The sequence below is a fragment of the Kribbella antibiotica genome (genome assembly GCF_004349055.1).
Taxonomy (GTDB): domain Bacteria; phylum Actinomycetota; class Actinomycetes; order Propionibacteriales; family Kribbellaceae; genus Kribbella; species Kribbella antibiotica.
Map to the genome: position 1 here is coordinate 84,385 of NZ_SMKX01000005.1, position 20,740 is coordinate 105,124.

17 protein-coding genes are annotated in these 20,740 nt (G+C 67.1%); 9 read left to right on the top strand and 8 right to left on the bottom strand.

The window, feature by feature from the left end; translation table 11 throughout:
- The first annotated feature begins 131 nt into the window (after positions 1 to 131).
- The 6 genes from E1263_RS03020 to E1263_RS03045 all read left to right on the top strand — a co-directional run bounded on the left by E1263_RS03020 (position 132) and on the right by E1263_RS03045 (position 8,411).
- Positions 132 to 1,358 (top strand): 3-deoxy-7-phosphoheptulonate synthase, encoded by a 1,227-nt coding sequence (locus E1263_RS03020; protein ID WP_132165072.1) that lies wholly within the window; start codon positions 132 to 134, stop codon positions 1,356 to 1,358.
- Entirely contained in the window at positions 1,355 to 2,020 is a 666-nt protein-coding gene (locus tag E1263_RS03025; RefSeq protein WP_132165074.1) for an isochorismatase family protein, read from the top strand. Before E1263_RS03020 ends, E1263_RS03025 begins: the two co-directional genes overlap by 4 nt.
- Positions 2,013 to 3,908 (top strand): anthranilate synthase family protein, encoded by a 1,896-nt coding sequence (locus E1263_RS03030; protein WP_132165076.1) that lies wholly within the window; start codon positions 2,013 to 2,015, stop codon positions 3,906 to 3,908. The genes E1263_RS03025 and E1263_RS03030 overlap by 8 nt, the downstream gene beginning before the upstream one ends.
- A 9-nt stretch (positions 3,909 to 3,917) precedes the next feature.
- Positions 3,918 to 5,126, top strand: coding sequence for an MFS transporter (locus E1263_RS03035; RefSeq protein WP_132165078.1), 1,209 nt, complete (start codon positions 3,918 to 3,920; stop codon positions 5,124 to 5,126).
- Positions 5,123 to 6,628, top strand: coding sequence for a flavin monoamine oxidase family protein (locus E1263_RS03040; RefSeq protein ID WP_202868699.1), 1,506 nt, complete (start codon positions 5,123 to 5,125; stop codon positions 6,626 to 6,628). The genes E1263_RS03035 and E1263_RS03040 overlap by 4 nt, the downstream gene beginning before the upstream one ends.
- A 91-nt stretch (positions 6,629 to 6,719) precedes the next feature.
- Positions 6,720 to 8,411, top strand: coding sequence for a DUF885 domain-containing protein (locus tag E1263_RS03045; RefSeq protein ID WP_132165080.1), 1,692 nt, complete (start codon positions 6,720 to 6,722; stop codon positions 8,409 to 8,411).
- A 1-nt stretch (position 8,412) separates the two neighbouring features.
- On the opposite strand, the gene E1263_RS03050 is transcribed toward E1263_RS03045, so the two are convergent.
- Complete coding sequence (locus E1263_RS03050; protein ID WP_132165082.1) at positions 8,413 to 8,676, bottom strand: hypothetical protein; 264 nt, start codon at positions 8,674 to 8,676, stop codon at positions 8,413 to 8,415.
- Between the two features lie 103 nt (positions 8,677 to 8,779).
- Between E1263_RS03050 and E1263_RS03055 the strand changes: the two genes are divergently transcribed.
- On the top strand, positions 8,780 to 9,235 hold the full coding sequence (locus tag E1263_RS03055; protein ID WP_132165084.1) for a MarR family winged helix-turn-helix transcriptional regulator: 456 nt from the start codon (positions 8,780 to 8,782) through the stop codon (positions 9,233 to 9,235).
- Between the two features lie 8 nt (positions 9,236 to 9,243).
- Here the strand turns inward: E1263_RS03055 and E1263_RS03060 are convergent, their stop codons facing one another.
- The 5 genes from E1263_RS03060 to E1263_RS03080 form a co-directional block, all read right to left on the bottom strand.
- Positions 9,244 to 10,134, bottom strand: coding sequence for a pseudouridine-5'-phosphate glycosidase (locus E1263_RS03060; protein ID WP_132165086.1), 891 nt, complete (start codon positions 10,132 to 10,134; stop codon positions 9,244 to 9,246).
- Positions 10,131 to 11,000, bottom strand: coding sequence for a carbohydrate kinase family protein (locus E1263_RS03065; RefSeq protein WP_132165088.1), 870 nt, complete (start codon positions 10,998 to 11,000; stop codon positions 10,131 to 10,133). Before E1263_RS03065 ends, E1263_RS03060 begins: the two co-directional genes overlap by 4 nt.
- Positions 11,001 to 11,054: 54 nt before the next feature.
- Positions 11,055 to 11,477, bottom strand: a complete 423-nt coding sequence (locus E1263_RS03070) for a hypothetical protein (RefSeq protein WP_132165090.1) — start codon at positions 11,475 to 11,477, stop codon at positions 11,055 to 11,057.
- 81 nt (positions 11,478 to 11,558) lie between these two features.
- Positions 11,559 to 12,479: a hypothetical protein gene (locus E1263_RS03075; RefSeq protein WP_132165092.1), complete on the bottom strand. Its 921-nt coding sequence runs from the start codon at positions 12,477 to 12,479 to the stop codon at positions 11,559 to 11,561.
- Between the two features lie 84 nt (positions 12,480 to 12,563).
- Complete coding sequence (locus E1263_RS03080; RefSeq protein WP_132165094.1) at positions 12,564 to 13,007, bottom strand: Lrp/AsnC family transcriptional regulator; 444 nt, start codon at positions 13,005 to 13,007, stop codon at positions 12,564 to 12,566.
- 157 nt (positions 13,008 to 13,164) lie between these two features.
- Here E1263_RS03080 and E1263_RS03085 point away from each other — a divergent pair, with 157 nt between their 5' ends.
- Positions 13,165 to 16,647, top strand: coding sequence for an indolepyruvate ferredoxin oxidoreductase family protein (locus E1263_RS03085; RefSeq protein WP_132165096.1), 3,483 nt, complete (start codon positions 13,165 to 13,167; stop codon positions 16,645 to 16,647).
- Here E1263_RS03085 and E1263_RS03090 read toward each other — a convergent pair.
- Positions 16,644 to 17,639 carry a LacI family DNA-binding transcriptional regulator gene (locus E1263_RS03090; protein ID WP_238161051.1) on the bottom strand — a complete coding sequence of 332 codons (996 nt, stop codon included), beginning with the start codon at positions 17,637 to 17,639 and terminating at the stop codon, positions 16,644 to 16,646. The genes E1263_RS03085 and E1263_RS03090 overlap by 4 nt on opposite strands.
- Positions 17,640 to 17,789: 150 nt before the next feature.
- Here E1263_RS03090 and E1263_RS03095 point away from each other — a divergent pair, with 150 nt between their 5' ends.
- Positions 17,790 to 19,919: an RICIN domain-containing protein gene (locus E1263_RS03095; RefSeq protein ID WP_132165100.1), complete on the top strand. Its 2,130-nt coding sequence runs from the start codon at positions 17,790 to 17,792 to the stop codon at positions 19,917 to 19,919.
- On the opposite strand, the gene E1263_RS03100 is transcribed toward E1263_RS03095, so the two are convergent.
- A complete protein-coding gene (locus E1263_RS03100; RefSeq protein WP_132165102.1) occupies positions 19,916 to 20,737 on the bottom strand; it encodes a hypothetical protein in 822 nt (273 codons plus the stop codon). The two genes, E1263_RS03095 and E1263_RS03100, sit on opposite strands and share 4 nt — an antisense overlap.
- Positions 20,738 to 20,740 lie beyond the last annotated feature (3 nt).

Sequence of the window (20,740 nt, forward strand, 5' to 3'; positions counted from 1 at the left end):
GTTCGAGCCGCGTCGAACTGGGCCGGACGGGCTACCCACACGAGTAGGTGATCCGGTTCGGCCAGGCCGGTTACGTTGGCCGCGGCTCCTCATGGACGCCGGACCAGTGTCTGCAGAATTGGCGGAAACCCATGCTCCACAACGATTTCACGGTTGTGCCGTTGCCGTCGTTCACTGAGCCTTTGGCTGCTGAGGACCTTGCTGCCTGGCGCCGGTTCCCCGCTGCCCAGCAGCCGGACTGGCCGGATGCCGATGAGGCCGGGCAGGTGCTGAAGGAGCTCGCGAACCGTCCGGGACTGGTGACGCCCGCAGAGGTGTCGACCCTGCACGGGTTGCTCGCCGAGGTCGCCGCCGGGCGACTGGCCGTCCTGCAAGCCGGTGACTGCGCGGAAGACCCGGCCCAGTGCAAGCCGCCGTACCTGACCGCAAAGATCGCTCAACTGTCGGAGTTGGCCGACCTCTTGTCGGCTCGCAACGGGACGCCGGTACTGCGCGTCGGCCGGATCGCGGGGCAGTTCGCCAAGCCGCGCTCGATGACGACCGAGCTGACCGGCGGGCAGCACCTGCCGTCGTTCCGCGGCCTGATCGTCAACGACCCCGCGCCCGATCCGTCAGCCCGGCGTCCCGATCCGCTGCGAATGCTCACTTGCTACAGCGCTGCCCGGGATGCGAGCGACCACTTACGCGGCGCTGCGAGCGGAGATGATCGGGTCTGGACCAGTCACGAGGCTTTGCTGGCCGACTACGAACTACCGCTGGTACGACGCGGTGCCGACGACCGCCTGTGGCTCACCTCGACGCACTGGCCGTGGATCGGTGATCGGACGCGCGACCCGGACGGACTGCACGTCCAGCTACTCGCGGCCGTGGCCAATCCGGTCGCGCTGAAGGTCGGCCCCAAGCTGAGCTCCGCCGAACTGCTGCGGCTGGCCGAGCGCCTTGACCCTGATCGAGTGCCGGGACGTCTGACGCTGATCAGCCGGCTCGGCGCCGGCCGGACCTTCGAACAGCTGCCCGAGCTGGTCGAGGAGGTCCGCGCGGCCGGACATCCCGCGATCTGGCTCTGCGACCCGATGCATGCGAACACCGTGCTCACCGGAGCCGGCCGCAAGACCAGAGTGCTGACCACGATCCGGTCGGAGGTGTCCGAGTTCGGCGCCGCGATCCGGGCCGGCGGTGCCGTGGCAGGTGGTCTCCACCTGGAGATCACGCCGGAGGACGTCGGTGAATGCGTCGACCACGAAGGAGCGCTGGACACCGTCGGCCGCAGTACGACGCTGTGCGATCCGCGCCTCAACCGGAGGCAGGCGGTGTCGGTGATGGAGAGCTGGACAGCCGGAGGAGAAGGTCCACGATGACGCAGGGAATTGCCCCGATTGCTTCCTACCCGATGCCCGGCGAGGCGGACCTGCCGCTCTCGCGGGTCGACTGGCAGCCTGATCCCGCGCGTTCGGTTCTGCTGCTGCACGACCTGCAGGAGTACTTCCTGCGCCCGTTCGAGCCGACCGCCGAGCCACGGTCGGCGATGGTCCCGAACCTCGTTCGGGTGCGAGAGACCTGCGCCCAACTCGGCGTACCTGTGGTCTACACCGCTCAGCCGGGCAGCATGACTCCGGCCGAGCGCGGCCTGCTCAAGGCCTTCTGGGGCAACGGGATGACCGCCGACGCCGCCGATCGCCAGGTCATTCCCGAGCTCGCGCCGCGACCCGGCGACCACGAGCTCGTGAAGTGGCGATACAGCGCCTTCCACAAGACCGGCTTGCTCGACCTGTTGCGCAGCACCGGGCGGGATCAGCTCCTGATCGGTGGGGTCTACGCACATCTGGGCTGCCTCGTTTCCACGATTGATGCCTACAGCAACGACATTGAGACCTTCCTGATCGCGGACGGTCTGGCGGACTTCGACCGCGAGCGCCACGAGCATGCTCTGACGTATGCCGCTGCCTCGTGCGCTGCGGTTCGCAGTACCGATCAGTTGCTGGCGGCCTTCGACCGGACGGTCATGGTGAGCCATGAGTGAACCGGTGGACATCACCTCGTTGCTGCGGCCCGGCGCGCCGCCGTTCGCGCTGCTGTATCGGCCCGAGTCCACCGGTGGCCGGATGGTCGACGTCATCACCGGGGACATCGTTCGGCCGGGATCGCTGGCTGAGCTGCCGGACGACGTACTGGCTGTGCTGCCGTACAAGCAGGTTGCGGAGCGCGGGTTCGACTATCCGGATGACGATGCCGAGCTCTTGGGACTGACCGTCCGCAACCATCGGCTGATCGGCCTGGCGGCGCTCCTCGAACAGTTGCCGGAGGCATCGGTTGAGCTGTCCGGCGCCGGGTTCGATCTGGACGACGACCAGTACGCCGGCCTGGTCCGGCAGCTGATCGACGACGAGATCGGTCAGGGTGAGGGTTCCAACTTCGTCCTCCGCCGATCGTTCACCGCGCAGGTGCGCGACTGGTCGCCGGTGATCGCCGGGACGCTGTTTCGGCGGCTGCTGGAGCAGGAATCGGGCGCGTACTGGACATTCCTGGTGCACACCGGCGAGCAGACGTTCATCGGCGCGAGCCCGGAGCGACAGGTCACATTGACCGACGGTCTGGCCGTGATGAACCCGATCAGCGGCACCTATCGCTATCCGCAGTCGGGACCGGACATGGCCGGCGTACTGACGTTCCTGGACGACGGCAAAGAGTCCGACGAGCTGTTCATGGTGCTCGACGAGGAACTGAAGATGATGGGCGGGATCTGCCCGAACGGCGGTCGTGTCGTCGGACCGTTCCTCAAAGAGATGGCGCACCTGGCGCACACCGAGTACTTCATCGAGGGCGAGACCGACCTCGACGCGCGCGAGGTGCTGCGTCGCACCTTGTTCGCGCCCACGGTGATCGGCAGTCCGCTGGAGAGTGCGTGCCGAGCGGTTGCGCGCTACGAGCCGTCAGGGCGCGGGTACTACGGCGGCGCAGTCGCGTTGCTGGGGCGCGATGCCGCCGGCCGCTCGACGATGGACTCGGCGATTCTGATCCGGTCGGCGCAGGTTGCCGCCAGCGGTCAACTGACCTTCGGTGTCGGGGCGACCGTCGTACGGCATTCTGATCCGGACTCCGAGGCGGCAGAGACGCGGGCCAAGGCGTCTGGCTTGCTGCGGGCGTTGAGCGGACCGGTCGCGCGGACAGGCCGGCAGTTGCCGGTCGCTGGTCTCGGTGCAGATCCACGGGTGCAGAAGGCGCTTGCCGCCCGCAACGACATCCTGGCGCCGTTCTGGCTGCGCGGCGGTGGCTCCGCGGTGCAACCGCTCCCGGCGGAAACGCGGGTGCTGGTGATCGATGCCGAGGACGACTTCACCTCGATGCTGGCGCTGGAGATCGGCGCGCTCGGGGCGGAGGTCGCGATCATCGCGCACGACCAGCCGTTCGATGCCGACCAGTACGACGTCGTCGTACTGGGCCCGGGGCCCGGCGACCCGCGCGACCGGAGGCATCCGAAGATCGCCGCCTTGCGCGAACGGGCGTCCTGGCTGGTCGGGATGGGCAAGCCGGTACTGGCAGTGTGCCTTGGTCATCAGGTGATCAGTCAGCTACTCGGGCTGTCGCTGGTGCGGCGCGACCGCCCGTACCAGGGCGCTCAGCACACGATCGACCTGTTCGGGCAGACCTCGCGCGTCGGCTTCTACAGCTCGTTCGCTGCGCGCTCAGCAGTCGACGAGTTCTGGTCGCCGGTGCTGCAGGGTCCGGTCGAGCTGAGCAGAGATCGACACACGGGTGAGGTGCATGCGCTGGTGGCGCCGCGCCTGCGATCCTTCCAGTTCCACCCGGAGTCGGTGCTGAGCCCGGACGGGTTCGGCATTCTGGAAAGTGCACTGTCGGCCCTGACGCCGGCCCGGGTCAGCGGCCGCTGCGAACAACGGATCAGGTGAGGCGGAAACATGTCGTATCGAAGACTGGCAACCCGACCGCTGGCGGCGTGGGTGCTGACGTCCTCGTTGGCCCGGCTACCCAATGCCATGGGTGCACTCGGGCTGGTATTTCTTGGCCACGGCAAGACCGGTGGCTACTCGACCGGCACGGTGCTGGCCGCGGCGTACATCGTGGGGGAGGTGGCCGGTGCATCGTCACTGGGCACACTGATCCACCAGCGCTGGATGCGACCGCACCTGGTGATCGGTCTGAGCGTTGCTGCGGCAGCGTTCGGTGGGATGGTGTTGTTACCGGATGCACCGGTCGCTGTGCTGGCACTGCTCGCGGCCATCGCGGGTGCGGCTCCAGCGGCGAGCCCTGGAGCTTTGCGAACGCTTCTGACCAGTCTGGTCTCTGAGGACGATGTGCCTCGAGCCTTCAGCGCGGACGCGGTGATTCAAGAGATCCTGTGGCTGGCTGCACCGGGCCTGGTTGTGCTGCTCGCACTCCAGGTGTCGAGTGTGGCGCCGCTGGCTGTGTCGGCTGCCTGTCTGGCAGCTGCGGCTCTGTCGGTGCTGTTGATGCGTTCTATCCGCGCGGCGGAGGAAGAGGATGCTGACACCAGTCGCCCTGCGCTGCGCGTGCTGCTGAGCGCCTGGCCGATCTACCTGACCAGCGCAGCGGCCATGTCGCTGATGGCGGTGTCCGAGCTGGTTCTGCCCGCACTGCTGGAGTTCCGGCACCAGTCGGTTGGGCTGGCCGGTCCACTGCTGATGGCCTTCGCCGCTTGCTCGGCCGGTGCGGCGTTTGTGTTCGGTCTGCGGCGCTGGCCAGGGTCGGCTCGCGTGCAGAGTCTGGTCTGCCTGCTGGCCACCGCGGTCGGCATCTCCATCATGGCTGTGGTTCCGAACCTGGTCGGCATCATCGCCGGTCTGCTGGTGGCCGGCTCGTTCCAGGCCGTCGTGATGGTGACCCGCAACCTGTCACTGCGGGAGAGCCTGCCGGCCAATGCGCACACTGCTGGCTATTCGCTGCAGTACGCCGTACAGGGTGTCGGGTACTCGCTGTCCGCGATCTTCGCCGGGCTGGTGCTCGACCGCTCAACTCCGAACGTCGCTGTCCTCGGCGGGGTGGCGATCACTGTGCTTCTCGTGGTGATCAGCACGGTGGCCGAGCGTGCCGGTGTGACCGGCGCGGCGCGAGCGGAGACCGACTCAGCGGCAACCCTGTCGCCGTGAGGGTCGAGCAGCGGCTCGCCCGCCATCGGCCCGTGCGCCCGACACTGGGTGCACAGTGGGACGGCGAAGAAAGCGTTGGCCGGCCGGCGAACGCCGTACCGGCTTATGGGTTGCCTCGGAACGGCGGTCCGCGCAAGCGGGTCCTCATTCTCGGTGCGGGTATGGCCGGGTTGATCGCGGGTTATGAGCTGCTGCGACAAGGGCACGAACCGATCATTCTGGAGGCGCGCTCACGCGTCGGTGGGCGCATCCACACGATTCGCGGTCTCGCACCCGGTCTGTACGCCGAGGCCGGGGCGATGCGGATTCCGCGCGTGCACGAGTTGACGCTGGCGTACTGTCGGCACCTGGGTCTGCGCCTGCGACCGGCGGTCACCCGCAACGACCAGACCCTCGTCTATATCGACGGGAAGCGCTTTACTGCGCGGGAGGTTCGCGAAGATCCGTCGCTGCTCCCGTACCAGCTGGCTCGGCATGAGGAGGGTCGCGGGCACGAGGAGCAGTGGGACGACTCGATCGAGCAGGTCCGCGATCTCTATCAGCGCGAGGGTAGTTGCGCGATCGAGAAGCTGACGGCGAAGTACGACGCCTTCTCGCTGCGCGACTTCCTGCACAGCAACGGCTGGTCCGAAGGGGCGATCGAACGCTACGCCGTGATGACGTTCACCGAGTCGACGCTGGGCACCGGCGTGATCCAGGAGTTCCGCGAGATGGTCGGCCGGGCCTATGAGGACCTGCAGGAGATCACCGGCGGGATGGATCGGCTGCCCGAGGCGTTGTACCAGCGGCTCAAGCAGCACATTCACTTCGGCACCGAGGTTCGTGCGGTGAGTCAGGACGACCAGTCGGTCACCGTGCACGCCCGGCGGGCGGGGGAGCGGCTCGACTTCAGCGCCGACTACGCGATCTGCACACTGCCCTTCTCCGTCCTGCGTGGCATTGACATCAAGCTGTCCGCCGGTAAACAACGTGCCGTCCGGCAGCTGCACTACGACGCCGCCACCAAGATCTTCTTCCAGGTCCGCACGCCGTTCTGGCAGCAGACCGACAACATCCGCGGCGGGACCACGGTCACCGACCTACCGGTCCGCCGAGTCATCTACCCGTCCAACCCTGCTGGTCAAGACGATCGCGCCGTACTGCTGGCGAGCTACACCTGGGGGCAGGACGCCTTGCAGTGGGCAGCGCTCGATCCGGACACCCGCGTCGAGCGCGCACTGCAGGAGGTCTCCGCGATCCATCCTGAAATCGCGGCCGAGTTCGAGACGGGCGTCAGCTACAGCTGGTACGACGACCCCTACGCGATGGGAGCGTACGCGCTCTTCGAACCCGAACAGCAAAGCACCCTGCACGCGGACATCGTTCGCCCCGAAGGCCGGATCCATTTCGCCGGCGAGCACTGCTCACGCTGGCCGGCCTGGATCGAAGGTGCCGTCGAATCAGGCCTGCACGCCGCGGCCACCATTCACCAGCGGCAGTCGTTCATTCCAACGCTGGCTTGAATTCCGGGGTCCGGAAAGGACCCCGAAAGATGCGGGAAAACCTTCACAGCAAGGCATTTCGCTCACTCCGGCCGCGACGTACCGTCGCCGGATGACGGACACGACGGCACCGCACAGCCCGATCGACGAGCTCTCCGAACGCTTCCTGACGGCGCATGCCGAGTTGTCGCCGGCCGCGGCGACGATCATGGGGATGCAGGGGTACGACGACAAGCTTCCGGACCGGTCGCCGGACGGGTTCGGCGCGCTGCTCGACCTGCATCGGTCGACGATCGCCGAGGCGAAGGCGGTCGAGGTCTCGTCGTTTCGCGAAGAGACGGCCAAGGATGCGCTGCTGGAGCGGATCGAGCTCGGCGCCGAGCGTTACCAGGCGGGCGTTCCGCAGTACGAACTCAATGGGATCTCGTGTGTTCCGGTCGAGCTCCGGCTGGTCTTCGACCTGATGCCGACCGCGACCGACGAGGACTGGGAGAAGATCGGCCTGCGACTGAATCAGGTCGGTACGACGCTCGACGGGTACCGCGAGACGTTGCTGGAGCAGGCCGCTGCTGGTCGGGTCTCGGCGGCTCGGCAGGTCCAGGTGCTCGCCGGGCAGATCGCCAAATGGACGGGGGCCGAAGGCAACGACTACTTCACCGGCCTGACTGAGAAGGCGCCGGAGTCGTCGGTCAAGGGCCAGGTGGAGGCCGCCGCGATTGCGGCCAGTAAGGCTTTCGGGCAGTTCGGTCAGTGGCTGACCAGTGACTTGTTGCCGCAGGCACCGGATCGGGATGCGGTCGGGCGCGAGGTGTACCAGCTTGCTTCGCGCGATCACATCGGCGCGGAGCTCGACCTGGACGAGGCCTATGCATGGGGTTGGCAGGAGCTGGCCCGAATCGAGCAGGAGATGCAGACGATCGCGGCCGCGTTGAACTCCGGCGACCGCAGCATCCCGGCGATGGCCGCCGTACTGGATGCTGATCCGGCGCGGAAGATTCACGGCAAGGAAGCGTTCCGGGACTGGATGCAGGAGCTCGCCGATGGCGCCGTCCAGGAGTTGGGTGGGAAGCACTTCGACATCCCGGCCGAGATCGGGCGGATCGAGTGCATGATCGCGTCGACCTCCGAAGGTGTCATCTACTACACGCCGCCGAGCGAGGACCTGACCACGCGGCCCGGCCAGATGTGGTGGGCGGTGCCGGAAGGGATCACGGACTTCGCGACCTGGCGCGAGGTGACCACCGTCTATCACGAGGGTGTGCCCGGGCATCACCTTCAGGTCGCGCAGACGATGCTCCGCTCCGACCTGCTGAACCGGTGGCAGCGCGTCGGGTGCTGGGTCTCCGGTCACGGTGAAGGCTGGGGCCTGTACGCCGAACGGCTGATGGAGGAACTGGGGTATCTCGACGAGCCGGGCGTGAAGTTCGGCATGCTCGACGCCCAGGGATTCCGCTCGGCGCGGGTGATCGTGGACATCGGAATGCACTTGGAGCTGGAGATTCCGCGGGACAACCCCTTCGGGTTCCACCCGGGGGAGAAGTGGAATGCGGAGCTGGGGTTCGAGTTCCTGCGGGCGCACTCGCGGATGGAGACCGGGTTCCTGCAGGCCGAGCTGAACCGGTATCTCGGCTGGCCGGGGCAGGCACCGTCGTACAAGCTTGGTGAGCGGATCTGGCTGCAGGCGCGCGAGGAGGCCAAGCTGCGCAAGGGCGCCGACTTCGACCTGCGGGCGTTCCACCGGGACGCGCTCAACCTCGGCTCGCTCGGTCTCGACCCGCTGCGCCGGGCGCTCGCCCGGCTGTGAGTCAGAAGATGTAGAGGCCGGTGACGGCGGTCGGCAGGATGCCGACCAGGAGCCAGAGTGACAGCGGCCTGCGGCGGAAGATGGCGAGGATGCCGGCGGCGGTGAGGATGCCGATCACGCCGGACATGATCCAGAGGCCGACGCCGCGGCCGAAGTCGTCGGCCGCGACCCCGATGCTGTAGACCGCCAACGTGATGGCGGGGACGCTGCCGACGTGGAAGAGGATGGCGGAGGCGACCCAGCGCTGGACGGTCTCGATGTTCATCGGACGAGGGGTACGCCGGCGTCGAATCACGCGCTGTTCCATGCCTGCTCCTATTGCTTAGGGTACTAATCGTTAGCGTACAGAAGATTGCTACACTCACGACATGACGGAGATCACGGAGACCGAGAACCCGCTGGCGCTGGAGCACCAGGTCTGTTTCGCGCTCGCGGTCGCCGCGCGGACGGTCATCGCCCTCTATCGCCCGGTTCTGGAGCCGATGGGGCTCACGCATCCGCAGTACCTCGTGATGCTCGCCCTCTGGGAGCATGAGCCGGTCTCGGTGAAGGACCTGTCCGGCATGCTTCAGTTGGAGCCCGCGACTCTTTCGCCGCTCCTCAAGCGACTCGAAGCCGCCGGCTTGCTGCGGCGCGACCGCTCAACCACCGATGAGCGCTCCCTTGCGGTGGCGCTCACTCCGGAGGGACGCGAGCTGCGCAATCAGGCGCTCGAGGTGCCGCCCGCGATTGTTGAGCGCCTGGGGATGAATGTTGACGAGCTGATGGAACTGCACGGACGCCTGACCACGGTGATCGCCGCGGCAACTTCTTCGCGCAAGTAAAGCCGTGGCTACTTCGTCAGGGCGACGGCGATGCGGGCTGCGATGACTGCGTTGTTGCGCGCCAGAGCGAGGTTGGCGGGGATGCTTTCGCCGTCGGTCTCCTTCTCGATCCTCGCCAGCACGTAGGGGGTGACGGCGGGGCCGGTGATACCCGCGCTTGCTTCCAGGGCGGTGGCGAGGGCCGCGGCGATCCGTGACTCCGGAATCTCGTCGGCCTCGGGGATCGGGACGGTGAGCAGTACACCGGTGTTGGGGCGGCTGCGGTAGCGCAGAACGTCGCAGACTGTCTGCTCGTCGTCAACGCGGTGGGGGACTGGCAAGCCGCTTGAGCGGGTGTAGAAGGCAGGGAACCAGTCGTGCTGCCAGCCGAGAACCGGTACGCCGGCCGTCTCCAGATACTCGAGTGTCTTCGGCAAGTCGAGAAATGCTTTGGCGCCGGCCGAGACGGTGATGACCGGGTGGTTCGCGATGGCATCGAGGTCGGCGGAGATGTCGCCGGTGAGTTCGGAGCCGCGGTGGACGCCGCCGATACCGCCGGTGGCGAAGACCGAGATTCCCGCGGCGTGGGCCAGCGCAACTGTTGCTGAGACCGTGGTGACACCCACATCCCATTGCTGGGCCTGGGCCACGGCGAGATCGCGTTCGGCGACCTTGCGGGAACCCTGCAGGACTCGCTTCTCCTCGTCCGCGGTCAGCCCGAGCCGGGGACGGCCGTCGATGATGGCGGCCACGGCGGGGGTGGCGCCGTACTCGAGCACTGCTTGTTTGCAGACCTCGAGAGCTTCGGCGTTCGCGGGGGCGGGCAGGCCGAGCGTCGAGAAGATGGTCGACTCGAGAGCGACGACCGCGCGGCCGTCGGTCAAGGCTCGCGCCACGTCATCGGAAAGAATGGCTGTCACGTTTCGGCTCCCGGGTCATCGGTGGACAGGGTGGCGCCAGGCTCGCTGAGGACCCGCCTAGCCAGGCTGTGGCCGGCCCCGATTGCGGCGATCGGATCCGCGGTGTTGAGGATTGCGGCGAGGAAGCCGGCCGCGAACGCATCACCGGCGCCGGTCGTGTCCCGTACGGCGGCAACCGCAGGCGGCCGGACGGTCGCGAAATGGTCGCCGGGGGCATGGATCTCGGTGGGATCCACGCCGTTCTTGACGACAACCGTCGTACCGGTCAGGTCACGCAGTTCGCCGATGTCGGCCTCGGCGCGGTTCGCGAACACATAGGTGGGCCGCAGGGCGCTGACCATGGCGCGGAACTCCTTCGGTCCGACCTGGTCAATGAGCGCGACCGATGCGGCGTCGACGGTGAGGATCGCGCCTTCGCTGTGCGCGATCTCCGCGGCGCGGCAGAGCACCGGCCAAGAAGATCCGACCAACGAGTACGCCGAAAGGTGGCAGGCTCGCGCGCCGGAGATCCACTCATCCGGTACGTCGGCCAATTCGGCTGCGGCGGCGCGGTCGGGGAACATCGTCCGCTCCCCGGCGGCATCGACCAGGATGACGATGGTCCCGGTATGCCCGTGCTGCTGGACCTTCGGCTCAACACCCGCCGCCACCAGTTGGCCCACCAACGCCGCACCGGCTGGGTCGTCGCCGACTCGCCCGACGAAGCGAACCGGCGTCCCGAGACCGCTGGCGAACACAGCAACATTCGACGCCGAGCCCCCGCGCAGTCGCTGAACCCGTGCCGGGTTGTCCGTGCCCTGCCGCACCACCTCACGCGGCCAGACCACGACGTCCTCGACCAGATCGCCGATACACACCAGGGTCATCGCCCCACACTACGGCGCTGGCGCCGCGAGCAACCGCCGTACGGAATGTCGCGGCTAGCGCTGCCACGGGGGATTGATGGTCTCCAGCCAGTCCGTCACCTGCGGACTGAACAACGTTGCCCAGACTGCGATCGCGAGGAAGATGCCGGCCAGGCTGATCGGGCTGACCAGAACCAGGTTGGCCAGGCCGACCAGGATCACCAGGATCTCGATGAAGACGGCCAACGGGCGCACCCAGGACTTGCCTAGCGGCAACCAGATCGCACAAGCCAGCAACGCCAGTCCAGCCAGCAGTCCCACTCCGATGATCGGGTACACCACCGGAAGCACGTCCTGGTTGTGGTCGAAGCGTTCCTTCACCTCGTACGCCGCCAGCCCGCTGGCCAGCAGATTCAGAACCGCCTGCACCCACAACACCACCTGCACAACTCGCACCGGCCTCGGTGTCGGCGGCCGCGACGCAATCTGTTCGGTCATGCAACGGAACCTAGCGACAAAGACGCACCGCAAGAGCCTCCAGTCAGCTTTAGGCCAAACCCCGGCGAACAGCGGGGCAGCCTATGGGCGTGAGGTTGAGGTTTGGGCTTCCAGGCGTTTGAGGGCGTTGGAGAAGGCGGCGGTTGATTTCAGGTCGGCTGTGCCGTTGGTGTAGTCGGTCATTTGGTGCCATTGGTTGTCTGCGACGTAGTAGACGTGTGGGGTGATGGGGCCTGGGGATTCGGTGTAGAAGGTTGTTGCCAGCTTGACCATTGCTGCGAAGGCGTAGATGACTGTTGGGTCGTGCAGCACGTGGATGAGCAGGATGTCTCGGACGGGCATGGCTACCAGGCAGCCGAAGGAGGGGTTCTCGACGTGGAGGGACTCGCGGAGGACGGTGTCGAGGACCAAGGCCCGGGAGGCTGCGAACATGTGGCCGCCGAGCATCGTGAGCTCGGCGCCGGGGACCTGGATGTGCTCGACGGTGTCCTGGAGACGGCGGAGGTTGGCCAGGCCAATCTGGTTGAGCTCCGGCCATGGGCGGCCGAGGGCGTCGGGATCGAAGTGCAGTGCGACGGCTCGGCCGGCATGGGTGGCGGGTGCAATGAGCACGCCTGGGACGAGTTCGGGGACGCGCTCGGTCCAGTCGGGATCGATCGTGGAGGCATCGACCAGGCGTAGGTAGAGCTCGTTGTCCAGGTCTTCAGGGACCTCGGGTGGTTCGCCGCCTGGGGACATCTGGTCGAAGTGCGCGGACACGGCGGCTCGCCATTGCTGTCGTGGTAACCCGCCGACGGTGCGCGCGAGGTTCGCGAGGCCGGCTGCCATGCCGTGGTCGGTGGTTGACAGCAGCGCGCCCGCGCCGTCGTACCGCATTGGAAAGCCGCGGGCCGATGCTGCGTTCTCGGCCAGTCGCACCAGGCGGCTCACCTGGGTCATCGTCAATGGTCGTAGGACCGGGTGCGGCTGGTCGCCGCTCTTGTTCTTCCTGCCAGTACTCATCGAGCACCTCCTTGCCCAAGAACATACGAGCGTCGGAGCCTCGAAAAACGACGACTTTGCAACCTGTGGATAACCCGGCGTCAGTCAGCCGCGGCGGGTCCACTGTTCGAGGACTACGAGGGTCTTGGTGCTGGCGATGGCTCGGGTGGAGCGCAGCGAGCTGACGACGCGGCGGAGGTCCTCGACACCTTCCACCTGGATGCGCACCAGGGCGTCGGGGTCGCCGGCCAGGGTGAGGACTTCGCGGACCTCGGGGATCTGGGCGACGAACTCCATGATCTGCGCGAGATCGAGGTCGTCGGCGAAGTGGAGCTCGGTCATCGCCTCGATGCCGGTGGCGATGCGGCCGTGGTTGATCTGCACTGTGTAGCGCTCAATGACGCCGAGCTTCTCCAGGCGGGCGATGCGGCGCTGGACGGGGGCGACGGTGAGACCGACCGCGGTCGCTATCTCGCGCAGCGGGCGGCGGGCGTTCTCCTCAAGCAGTGCGAGGATGGCGCGGTCGGTGGAGTCCAAGGTCGCAGGCACGCAACAAACACTACCTCGAAGAACGCATCTGTTGCGGCTGGAGTACCAAAAGCAGCGCAAAGGTTGCGGATCGTCGCCAAACTCGACGGCATCTCTTGTGACCGGACCCACCAGACCTCAGGCTCGTGGGAACCGCCGCGGACCCCCTGGAGAGCCGATGACGACCATCGCCCCTGCCGAGATCACAGTGGAGCGGCTCGCCGCACCGCCGTACGACCTCGGCAATCGCTTCCGCCCGTCGGGTCCGACGACGCTGCTCACCGGCGTACAGGCGATTGCGCGGCTGCTTGTCGAGCACCGCGCGCTCGACCGGCGCCGCGGACTCCGTACGGCGTCCTTCGTGTCCGGCTACCAGGGCAGTCCGCTCGGCGGGCTCGACAAGCTGCTGGCCGACCTGCAGGACGTGATGGACGAGAACGACGTCCGATTCGTGCCCGGCCTCAACGAAGAGCTCGCCGCGACGTCGGTGTGGGGGAGCCAGATCGAGCTGCCGCTCGGCACCGGCACGCACGACGGCATCACCGGCTTCTGGTACGGCAAGGGCCCCGGCGTTGACCGCGCCACGGACGCACTGCGCCACGCCAACATGTACGGCGTCAATCCGCGCGGCGGCGCTGTTCTCCTGGTCGGCGATGACCCCGCGTCGAAGTCGTCGACCGTGCCGGCCGTGAGCGAGCGCTCCCTGGCCGCACTGGGCATCCCCGTCCTCTTTCCGCGCAACGCGGCCGAGATCGTCACCCTCGGCCTGCACGCGATCGAGATGTCACGGGCGACCGGCTGCGTCGTGGCGCTCAAGATCGTGGCGGATGTCGCCGACGGCGCCTGGGCGGTCGGACCCGCCACTGTGCTCCCGGTCGTGCCCGCGATCGAGTGGGACGGCAAGCCCTACACCTACGAGCAGCGTCCGATGGTCCTCCGTCCCGACGCCATCGTGCGGGCCGAGGCCGACATGGTCGGTCCCCGCACCGAGCTCGTTCGCCAGTACGCCGTTGCCAACCAGCTCGACGTGGTCGACATCGACTCTCCCCACGCCCGGGTCGGATTCGTTGCCTCGGGCAGCTGTTACGACTCGATGCGCCAGGCGTTCACCGATCTCGGTGTCACCGACGATGCGCTGGAGCAGGCCGGCATCCGGGTGCTGCGGCTGGGCCTGATGAGCCCGGTTGCCCACGGCACCGTTCAGACGTTCGCTGAGGGACTCGACCGGATCATCGTGGTCGAGGACAAGACGTCGTTCGTCGAGACCCAGCTCCGCGACATCCTTTACGGTACGCCGAATGCGCCGCAGATCCTCGGCAAGCGCGACCTCAACAACCTCACCCTGATCCCCGCCGACGGCGAGCTCACGTCGGGCCGCCTGCTGTCCCCGCTGCGGCACGTCCTCAAAGACCTCGTCACGATCACCCCGCCTGCCCCGAAGCGCATTCCGCTTCCGCTGCTCTCGACCAGCCGCTCGGCCTACTTCTGCAGCGGCTGCCCGCACAACCGCTCCACTGCGATCCCTGAGGGGGCGATGGGCGGTGGCGGTATTGGCTGCCACGCCATGGTCACCATCTCCGACCGCGAGGACAGTTCGGTCACCGGTGTCACCCAGATGGGTGGCGAGGGCGCGCAGTGGATCGGGCAGGCCTGGTTCACCGACGCCGGCCACATCTTCCAGAACGTGGGCGACGGTACGTTCTTCCACTCCGGCCAACTCGCCGTACAGGCTTGTATTGCTGCTGGAGTGAACATCACCTACAAGGTGCTCTACAACGACGTTGTGGCGATGACTGGTGCGCAGGACGCCGAGGGCGCGCTGAGCGTGCCGCAGTTGACGCACAAGCTCAGCACTGAGGGCGTGCAGAAGATCATCGTGTGTGCGGACGAGCCGGAACGGCACCGCCGCCGCGACCTGGCGGCCGGAACGCTGCTCTGGCACCGCGACCGCCTCGACGAGGCCCAGAAGCTGCTGCGCGACGTCCCTGGCGTCACCGTGCTCATCTACGACCAGCACTGCGCCGCTGACGCTCGCCGTCAGCGCAAGCGCGGCACCCTGCCGGCCCGCACGCAGCGCGTCGTCATCAACGAGGCAGTCTGCGAGGGCTGCGGTGACTGTGGCGTGAAGAGCAACTGTCTGTCGGTGCAGCCGGTCGACACCGAGTACGGCCGCAAGACCCGCATTGAGCAGACCTCCTGCAACACCGACTACAGCTGCCTCGACGGCGACTGCCCATCCTTCGTCACCATCGAGACGGCGAGCCCCAAGGCCAAAGCGAAGCCCAAAGCGCGCAAGTCGTTCCCAACGCCGCCTTCGGTTGTCGCGAGCAGTGCCGAGGACCGGGTCGTCGGCACCCAGAACGTCTTCATGGCCGGCATCGGCGGCACCGGCATCGTCACGGTCAACCAGGTGCTCGCCACGGCAGCACTCCGCGCCGGGTACGCCGCTGAGTCGCTCGACCAGACTGGCCTGAGCCAGAAGGCCGGACCGGTCACCGGCCACCTGCGGTTCGCCCTCGGAGAGCTTGAGCCGGCCAACAGGCTCACACCTGGCTCGGCGGATTGCTTCCTCGGCTTCGACCTGCTCACGCTGGCCGAGGACCGCAACCTTGCCTACGGCAACGTTGCCACCACTCGGATCGTCGTCTCGACCAGCCGCACTGCAACCGGTGCGATGGTCTACGACCCGTCCGTGCAGCACCCGGAGGAGGCCGGGCTGCTGGAGCGCGTCCGCACTGCCGGTGCGGAGCTGTTCGACTTCGACGCCCTCGAGGCAGCGGATCGCCTGTTCGGCCACACGATCGCCGCGAACTTCCTCCTCGTCGGCGCCGCGTACCAGACCGGCGCTCTCCGCATTCCGGCCGCGGCCATCGAAGAAGCCATCACCATCAACGGCACCTCGGTGGCAGCGAACATCGCAGCCTTCCGCTGGGGCCGCGTGGCAGTCACCGACCCGGCCACCTTCAACGCAGCCGGTACGACGGCCCGCCCGGCCACCGTCCGCGCCGTACCGGCCTCGGTCGCGGCTGCTGGTTTCCAAGGCGAGCTACTGCGGCTCGTGGAGCAGCGTGCGACCGACCTAGTCGGCTTCCAGAGCGTCAAGCTGGCCAACTCGTACGTCGACCTGGTGGCGCGCGTCGCTGCCGCCGAGCAGGCCGTCACCGCCGAGACCCGCTTCAGCGAGGCCGTGGCACGCAACCTGTTCAAGCTGATGGCCTACAAGGACGAGTACGAGGTCGCCCGCCTGCTCACCGACCCGGAGTTCCTGGACTCGACCGGTGAGTCGTTCCCGGGCGGCACGGTCTCGTTCAAGCTGCACCCGCCGGCGCTGCGCGCAATGGGCCGCAAGAAGAAGCTCTCCTTCGGCCCCAAGTCTCACGGCGCGCTGCGCGTCCTCGCTCGGCTGAAGCCGCTGCGTGGCACTCCTGCCGACGTGTTCGGCTACGCCCATCTCCGCAAGGTCGAGCGTGCTCTCCGCGACCACTACAGCGCGCTGGTCACCGACTTGGCCGCCGGGCTGGACCAGACGTCGTACGAGCGCGCAGTGCAGGTTGCCGAGCTGCCTGATCTGGTCCGCGGCTACGAGACCGTCAAGCTCCGCAACATCGACCGCTACACCGAGACGATGCAGGCAATGGGGGTGGAGCCGCCGCGCTTCTAGCGGCGGGCTGGTCCGGTGCTGTCGCGGATCACGAGTGAGGTGCGCAGGAGCTGAGCCGAGTTGACTGGGGGAGTGCCTTCGGTGATGGCTCGCAGCAGCAGGGAGGTTGCCTGCTGGGCCATCTGACGGGCCGGTACGGCGATGGCGGTCAGTGCCGGGTGTGTCAGCGCCACGGGGGCAGTGTCGTCGAAGCCGATGACCGAGACATCGCCGGGCACCGACCGGCCGGACTCCTTCACCGCCTCGAGCACCCCCAGGGCCAGCAGGTCATGCGAGGCGAAGATCGCCGTCAGTCCCGGATCGGCAGCCAGCGCTGCCTGGGCAGCGGCGAACCCACCGGCCGGGGTGGCCTCGATCGGCGCGAACACCATGTCGTCCCCGATCCGCACCCGGTGTCGCTCGAAGGCTGCCCGCAGACCGGCCAGCCGCCGTTCGTGGGTCGGCAACTCGACCACCGCGGCGACTCGCGTGTGGCCCAGGCTGCGCAGATGTTTGCCGGCCAGCAAGCCGGCGTGCTCGTAGTCGATGGTGACGACCGGCAGTGAATCGGGGATGTCTGTTTCCCAAGCACACAAGGCGATCGGGAACCGAGGATCAGGCAGCAGCGCGAGCGGATCGGTCAGGTCCCGGTCACCGGCGATCAGTAGCGCATCGACCAGCCGGCTGGACAGCCCGGCGAGCTGCCGCTTCGCACGATCGCCGTCGGCTCGCGTCGTCGCGAGTACCAGGTGATAGCCGTGCTGGTCGAGAACGTCCTCGACCTCCTCGACGATCTCCGAGTAGAACGGGCTGGCGACGGTCGGCACGATCAGCCCGACAGTCATCGTCGTACCGGTTGCCAGTGAGCGTGCGACCAGGTTCGGTTTGTAGCCCAGATCGGCGATCGCGGCCCGGACGCGTGCGGCCGTGTCGGGGCGGACCGCGGCCCGGCCGTTGACCACGTTCGACACCGTCTGCTTGGTGACGCCCGCCCGGGTGGCCACGTCCTGCATCGTCACCACGGGCGACCCTCATCTGTTGGACCGGTCAACTGGATCTCCGAGTATCTGGCGCTCAGCCCAGCGAGTCAAGGCCGACAAACTCTTGTTTACCGGTCAAATGGACTCTACTGTTCCGGCAATCCCCTGATGTGAGGAGTTCCGATGTCACGTTCCCGGAAGACAGCTGTGGTCGCCGTACTGGGCCTCGGGCTCGTCGCGGCCGGTCTCGGCTCGGCCGAAGCGGCGCCGCCGAGTGCGTCGTACACGATCACTGTCGGTGCCAAGGGCAACTGGACCACGCCCACCGACACCCCGGCCGGTGCGTACATCGACAAGGACGGGACGTTCTACTTCCAGCAGTCAGCCGCCCTGTACGGCGCCTCGGATCCGCGCAAGTGGGACTTCTACACCGGCACGAACTTCGACACCGCGACCAAGTCGACCGCGATCAGCAACGCGGTCAATCCGGCCAACGCGAACGACAAGAACAACGACACGACCTGGCGCTGCAACAACAGCCCGACCGGCCTGGAGTCGACGTTCGCTCCGAGCGGTTCGGGCTATGCGCAGAAGAACTACTGCGACCTGGCCGGCGTCTGGGTCGACCCGGACACCGGTGACTGGTACGGCCTGGTGCACAACGAGTTCACGCCGCAACCCTTCGGCGACGGACTGCACTACGACGCCATCGACTACGCCGTGTCCACCAACCAGGGCAAGACGTGGGCGATCAAGAGCCACGTGATCACGTCGCCGTACAGCACCAAACGCAACGACAGTACGGCGTTCCCGAACCAGACCTACTCGTACGGCGACGGTGACCAGCGACTGTTCGTCGACACCGCCTCCGGCTATTTCTACGTGTACTACGGCTCCCGAATCGTCGACAAGTCGGGCAGCTGGAAGAACTTCCGCCAACACGTTGCGCGGGCCAAGATGTCGAGCAAGATGGCGCCCACCTCCTGGCAGAAGTGGTACGACGGCCAGTGGTCGGAGCCCGGAGTCGGCGGCAAGGAGAGCAACCTGGTGCCGGTCGACGCGAGTAACCCCAACGGTTACACACCCTTGGCGAAGGACTACAAGCCCACCACGACCGGCACCGCGGACCAGCAGGTTGCCGCCGGCACCTTGTCTCCGACTTCGCCGCTCTTCGTGATGGACATCGCCTACAACGCCTACCTCGGCCTGTACATCGGCGAGCCGCAGGTCGTGGACCAGAGCGGCAACGCGCCGCAGCAGTTCTACGCCACCGATGATCTGACCAGTCAGAAGTGGTATCCGATCGGCGACACCGGCAGCTACACGACCGCCTCCTGGTACCGCTGGTTCGTCGACTCGGCGAACAAGACCAACTCGACCATCATCGGCAAGGACTTCCGGACCTACTGCTCCTTCGGCTGTTCGGGCGGAAAATCCGGCGAGTACGTCAACCTGACGATCACCTCGACCGCGCCCGCCGCCGCACCGGTCGACCTGACCAAGACCTACCGGATCGCCAACGGTGACGGCCGGATCCTCACTGCCCCCGATGGCTGGTACTTCGTTGCCGTCGGCGACGGTTCTTACCAGATCCGCGACGCGTCGACAGGCAACACCCTGGGCGTCGACGCCGGTACGACGACCAGCCGTGCCTGGGGTACCAAGCCGACAGCCACTGCACCCGGTACGACCGTGGGTCAGCAGTGGTGGCTGATCAAGAACGCCAACGGGACGTTCCGTTTCGTCAACCGGTACAGCGGTCTCGTCCTTGGTCTAACGGCCGCTGGAGCCGAGACCACGCCGACTCGGGACTGGACCAACGCAACGGGTAACGCCGTCGGTGGCACCCGCACCGGTGGCGAGCAGACCCTCACGCTCACCGCAGTCGGAACCGCACCGCAGAACCTCAACGGCGTCCACACCATCTCCACCGGCGGGAAGGCGCTCGACAACCCCGACCGCAGCACGGCGAACGGAACCCAGCTGATCACCTGGACCACCAATGGGTACACAAACCAGCAGTGGACCTTCATCCAGCAGCCGGATGGTTCCTACACCCTGAAGAACGGCTCCTCGGGCCTGTGCGCCGACGTCAACGGCGGTGCGACCAGCGCTGGCACGGCCATCATCCAATGGACCTGTACCAACGGCGCGAACCAGCGCTGGACCGCAACCAAACTTGCCAATGGCAACTACACCCTGAAGTCCGTCGGCAGCGGCCTGCTGCTCACGACCGCAGCCGCAACGGACGGCGCCAAGGTCACTCAACAAGCTGACACGAACTCCGCTCTCCAGCAGTGGAGCATTAGCTAGGACTTGATGACTCCCTGCGTGCTGGTCCGGTTGCCATCCCAGTCGCCGACCAGCGCGCGGTCGCCGGTGTCCCCGTACCGGATCTTCTCGGTGGTTTCGGTGGGGTCGATACCGCTCATCCGGAAGTAGAAAGTCGCGTTGGCCGGGTTGTAGAGACCCGGCTCATCGCGGCCGTCGCCGTTCCAGTCGCCGGCCAGCGGCTTCCAGTACGGGTCGCCATAGACGATCGACCGCGTGCTGCCGTCGGCGAGCCGGAGGTCGAAGGCCGCGTCGGATGCGCGATAGACGCCCACATCGTCCACGCCGTCACCATCCCAGTCGCCGATCAGCGGGGTCCGGTACTTGCCGCCGAAGGCGACTGTGGTCGTCGTACCGTCCGTGGCGCGCTTCGTGAACGTGCCGGTGGATGGTGTGTAGGTGCCGACCTCGTCGGTGCCGTCGCCGTTCCAGTCGCCGACGATCGGACGGTCGCCGTTGTTGCCCAAGGCAATCGTGACCTGGCCGACGCCGCCGTTGAAGTTGTTGGACAGGAAGAACTTGTGCTCGTCCGGGCTGTACGCGCCGGGGGTGTCGCCGCTCGCTCCGTCCCAGTTGCCGGCCAGCGGCACCATCGGAGTGTTGCCGTAGGCAAAGGCCGGGATGGTTGCCGTGCCGGACGTGCGGCTGTTGGACAGGTACCAGTTGTAGGTGCAAACGGCCGCCGGTGCGGCAGCCTGGGTCTGCCCGCGAGAGAAGACGTTGGGAGCAGCGATAACGACAGCGGCGACAGCGGCCGCGACGCCGCCGGTGATCAGTTGGCTGAGGAGCTGGGTGCGCATCTC

Excerpts from the sequence above, each read along its gene's own strand:
- E1263_RS03020 (WP_132165072.1), top strand. The coding sequence starts at position 132 with ATGCTCCACAACGATTTCACGGTTGTGCCGTTGCCGTCGTTCACTGAG.
- E1263_RS03025 (WP_132165074.1), top strand. The coding sequence starts at position 1,355 with ATGACGCAGGGAATTGCCCCGATTGCTTCCTACCCGATGCCCGGCGAG.
- E1263_RS03030 (WP_132165076.1), top strand. The coding sequence starts at position 2,013 with ATGAGTGAACCGGTGGACATCACCTCGTTGCTGCGGCCCGGCGCGCCG.
- E1263_RS03035 (WP_132165078.1), top strand. The coding sequence starts at position 3,918 with ATGTCGTATCGAAGACTGGCAACCCGACCGCTGGCGGCGTGGGTGCTG.
- E1263_RS03045 (WP_132165080.1), top strand. The coding sequence starts at position 6,720 with ATGACGGACACGACGGCACCGCACAGCCCGATCGACGAGCTCTCCGAA.
- E1263_RS03050 (WP_132165082.1), bottom strand. The coding sequence starts at position 8,676 with ATGAACATCGAGACCGTCCAGCGCTGGGTCGCCTCCGCCATCCTCTTC.
- E1263_RS03055 (WP_132165084.1), top strand. The coding sequence starts at position 8,780 with ATGACGGAGATCACGGAGACCGAGAACCCGCTGGCGCTGGAGCACCAG.
- E1263_RS03065 (WP_132165088.1), bottom strand. The coding sequence starts at position 11,000 with ATGACCCTGGTGTGTATCGGCGATCTGGTCGAGGACGTCGTGGTCTGG.
- E1263_RS03070 (WP_132165090.1), bottom strand. The coding sequence starts at position 11,477 with ATGACCGAACAGATTGCGTCGCGGCCGCCGACACCGAGGCCGGTGCGA.
- E1263_RS03075 (WP_132165092.1), bottom strand. The coding sequence starts at position 12,479 with ATGAGTACTGGCAGGAAGAACAAGAGCGGCGACCAGCCGCACCCGGTC.
- E1263_RS03085 (WP_132165096.1), top strand. The coding sequence starts at position 13,165 with ATGACGACCATCGCCCCTGCCGAGATCACAGTGGAGCGGCTCGCCGCA.
- E1263_RS03090 (WP_238161051.1), bottom strand. The coding sequence starts at position 17,639 with ATGCAGGACGTGGCCACCCGGGCGGGCGTCACCAAGCAGACGGTGTCG.
- E1263_RS03095 (WP_132165100.1), top strand. The coding sequence starts at position 17,790 with ATGTCACGTTCCCGGAAGACAGCTGTGGTCGCCGTACTGGGCCTCGGG.
- E1263_RS03100 (WP_132165102.1), bottom strand. The coding sequence starts at position 20,737 with ATGCGCACCCAGCTCCTCAGCCAACTGATCACCGGCGGCGTCGCGGCC.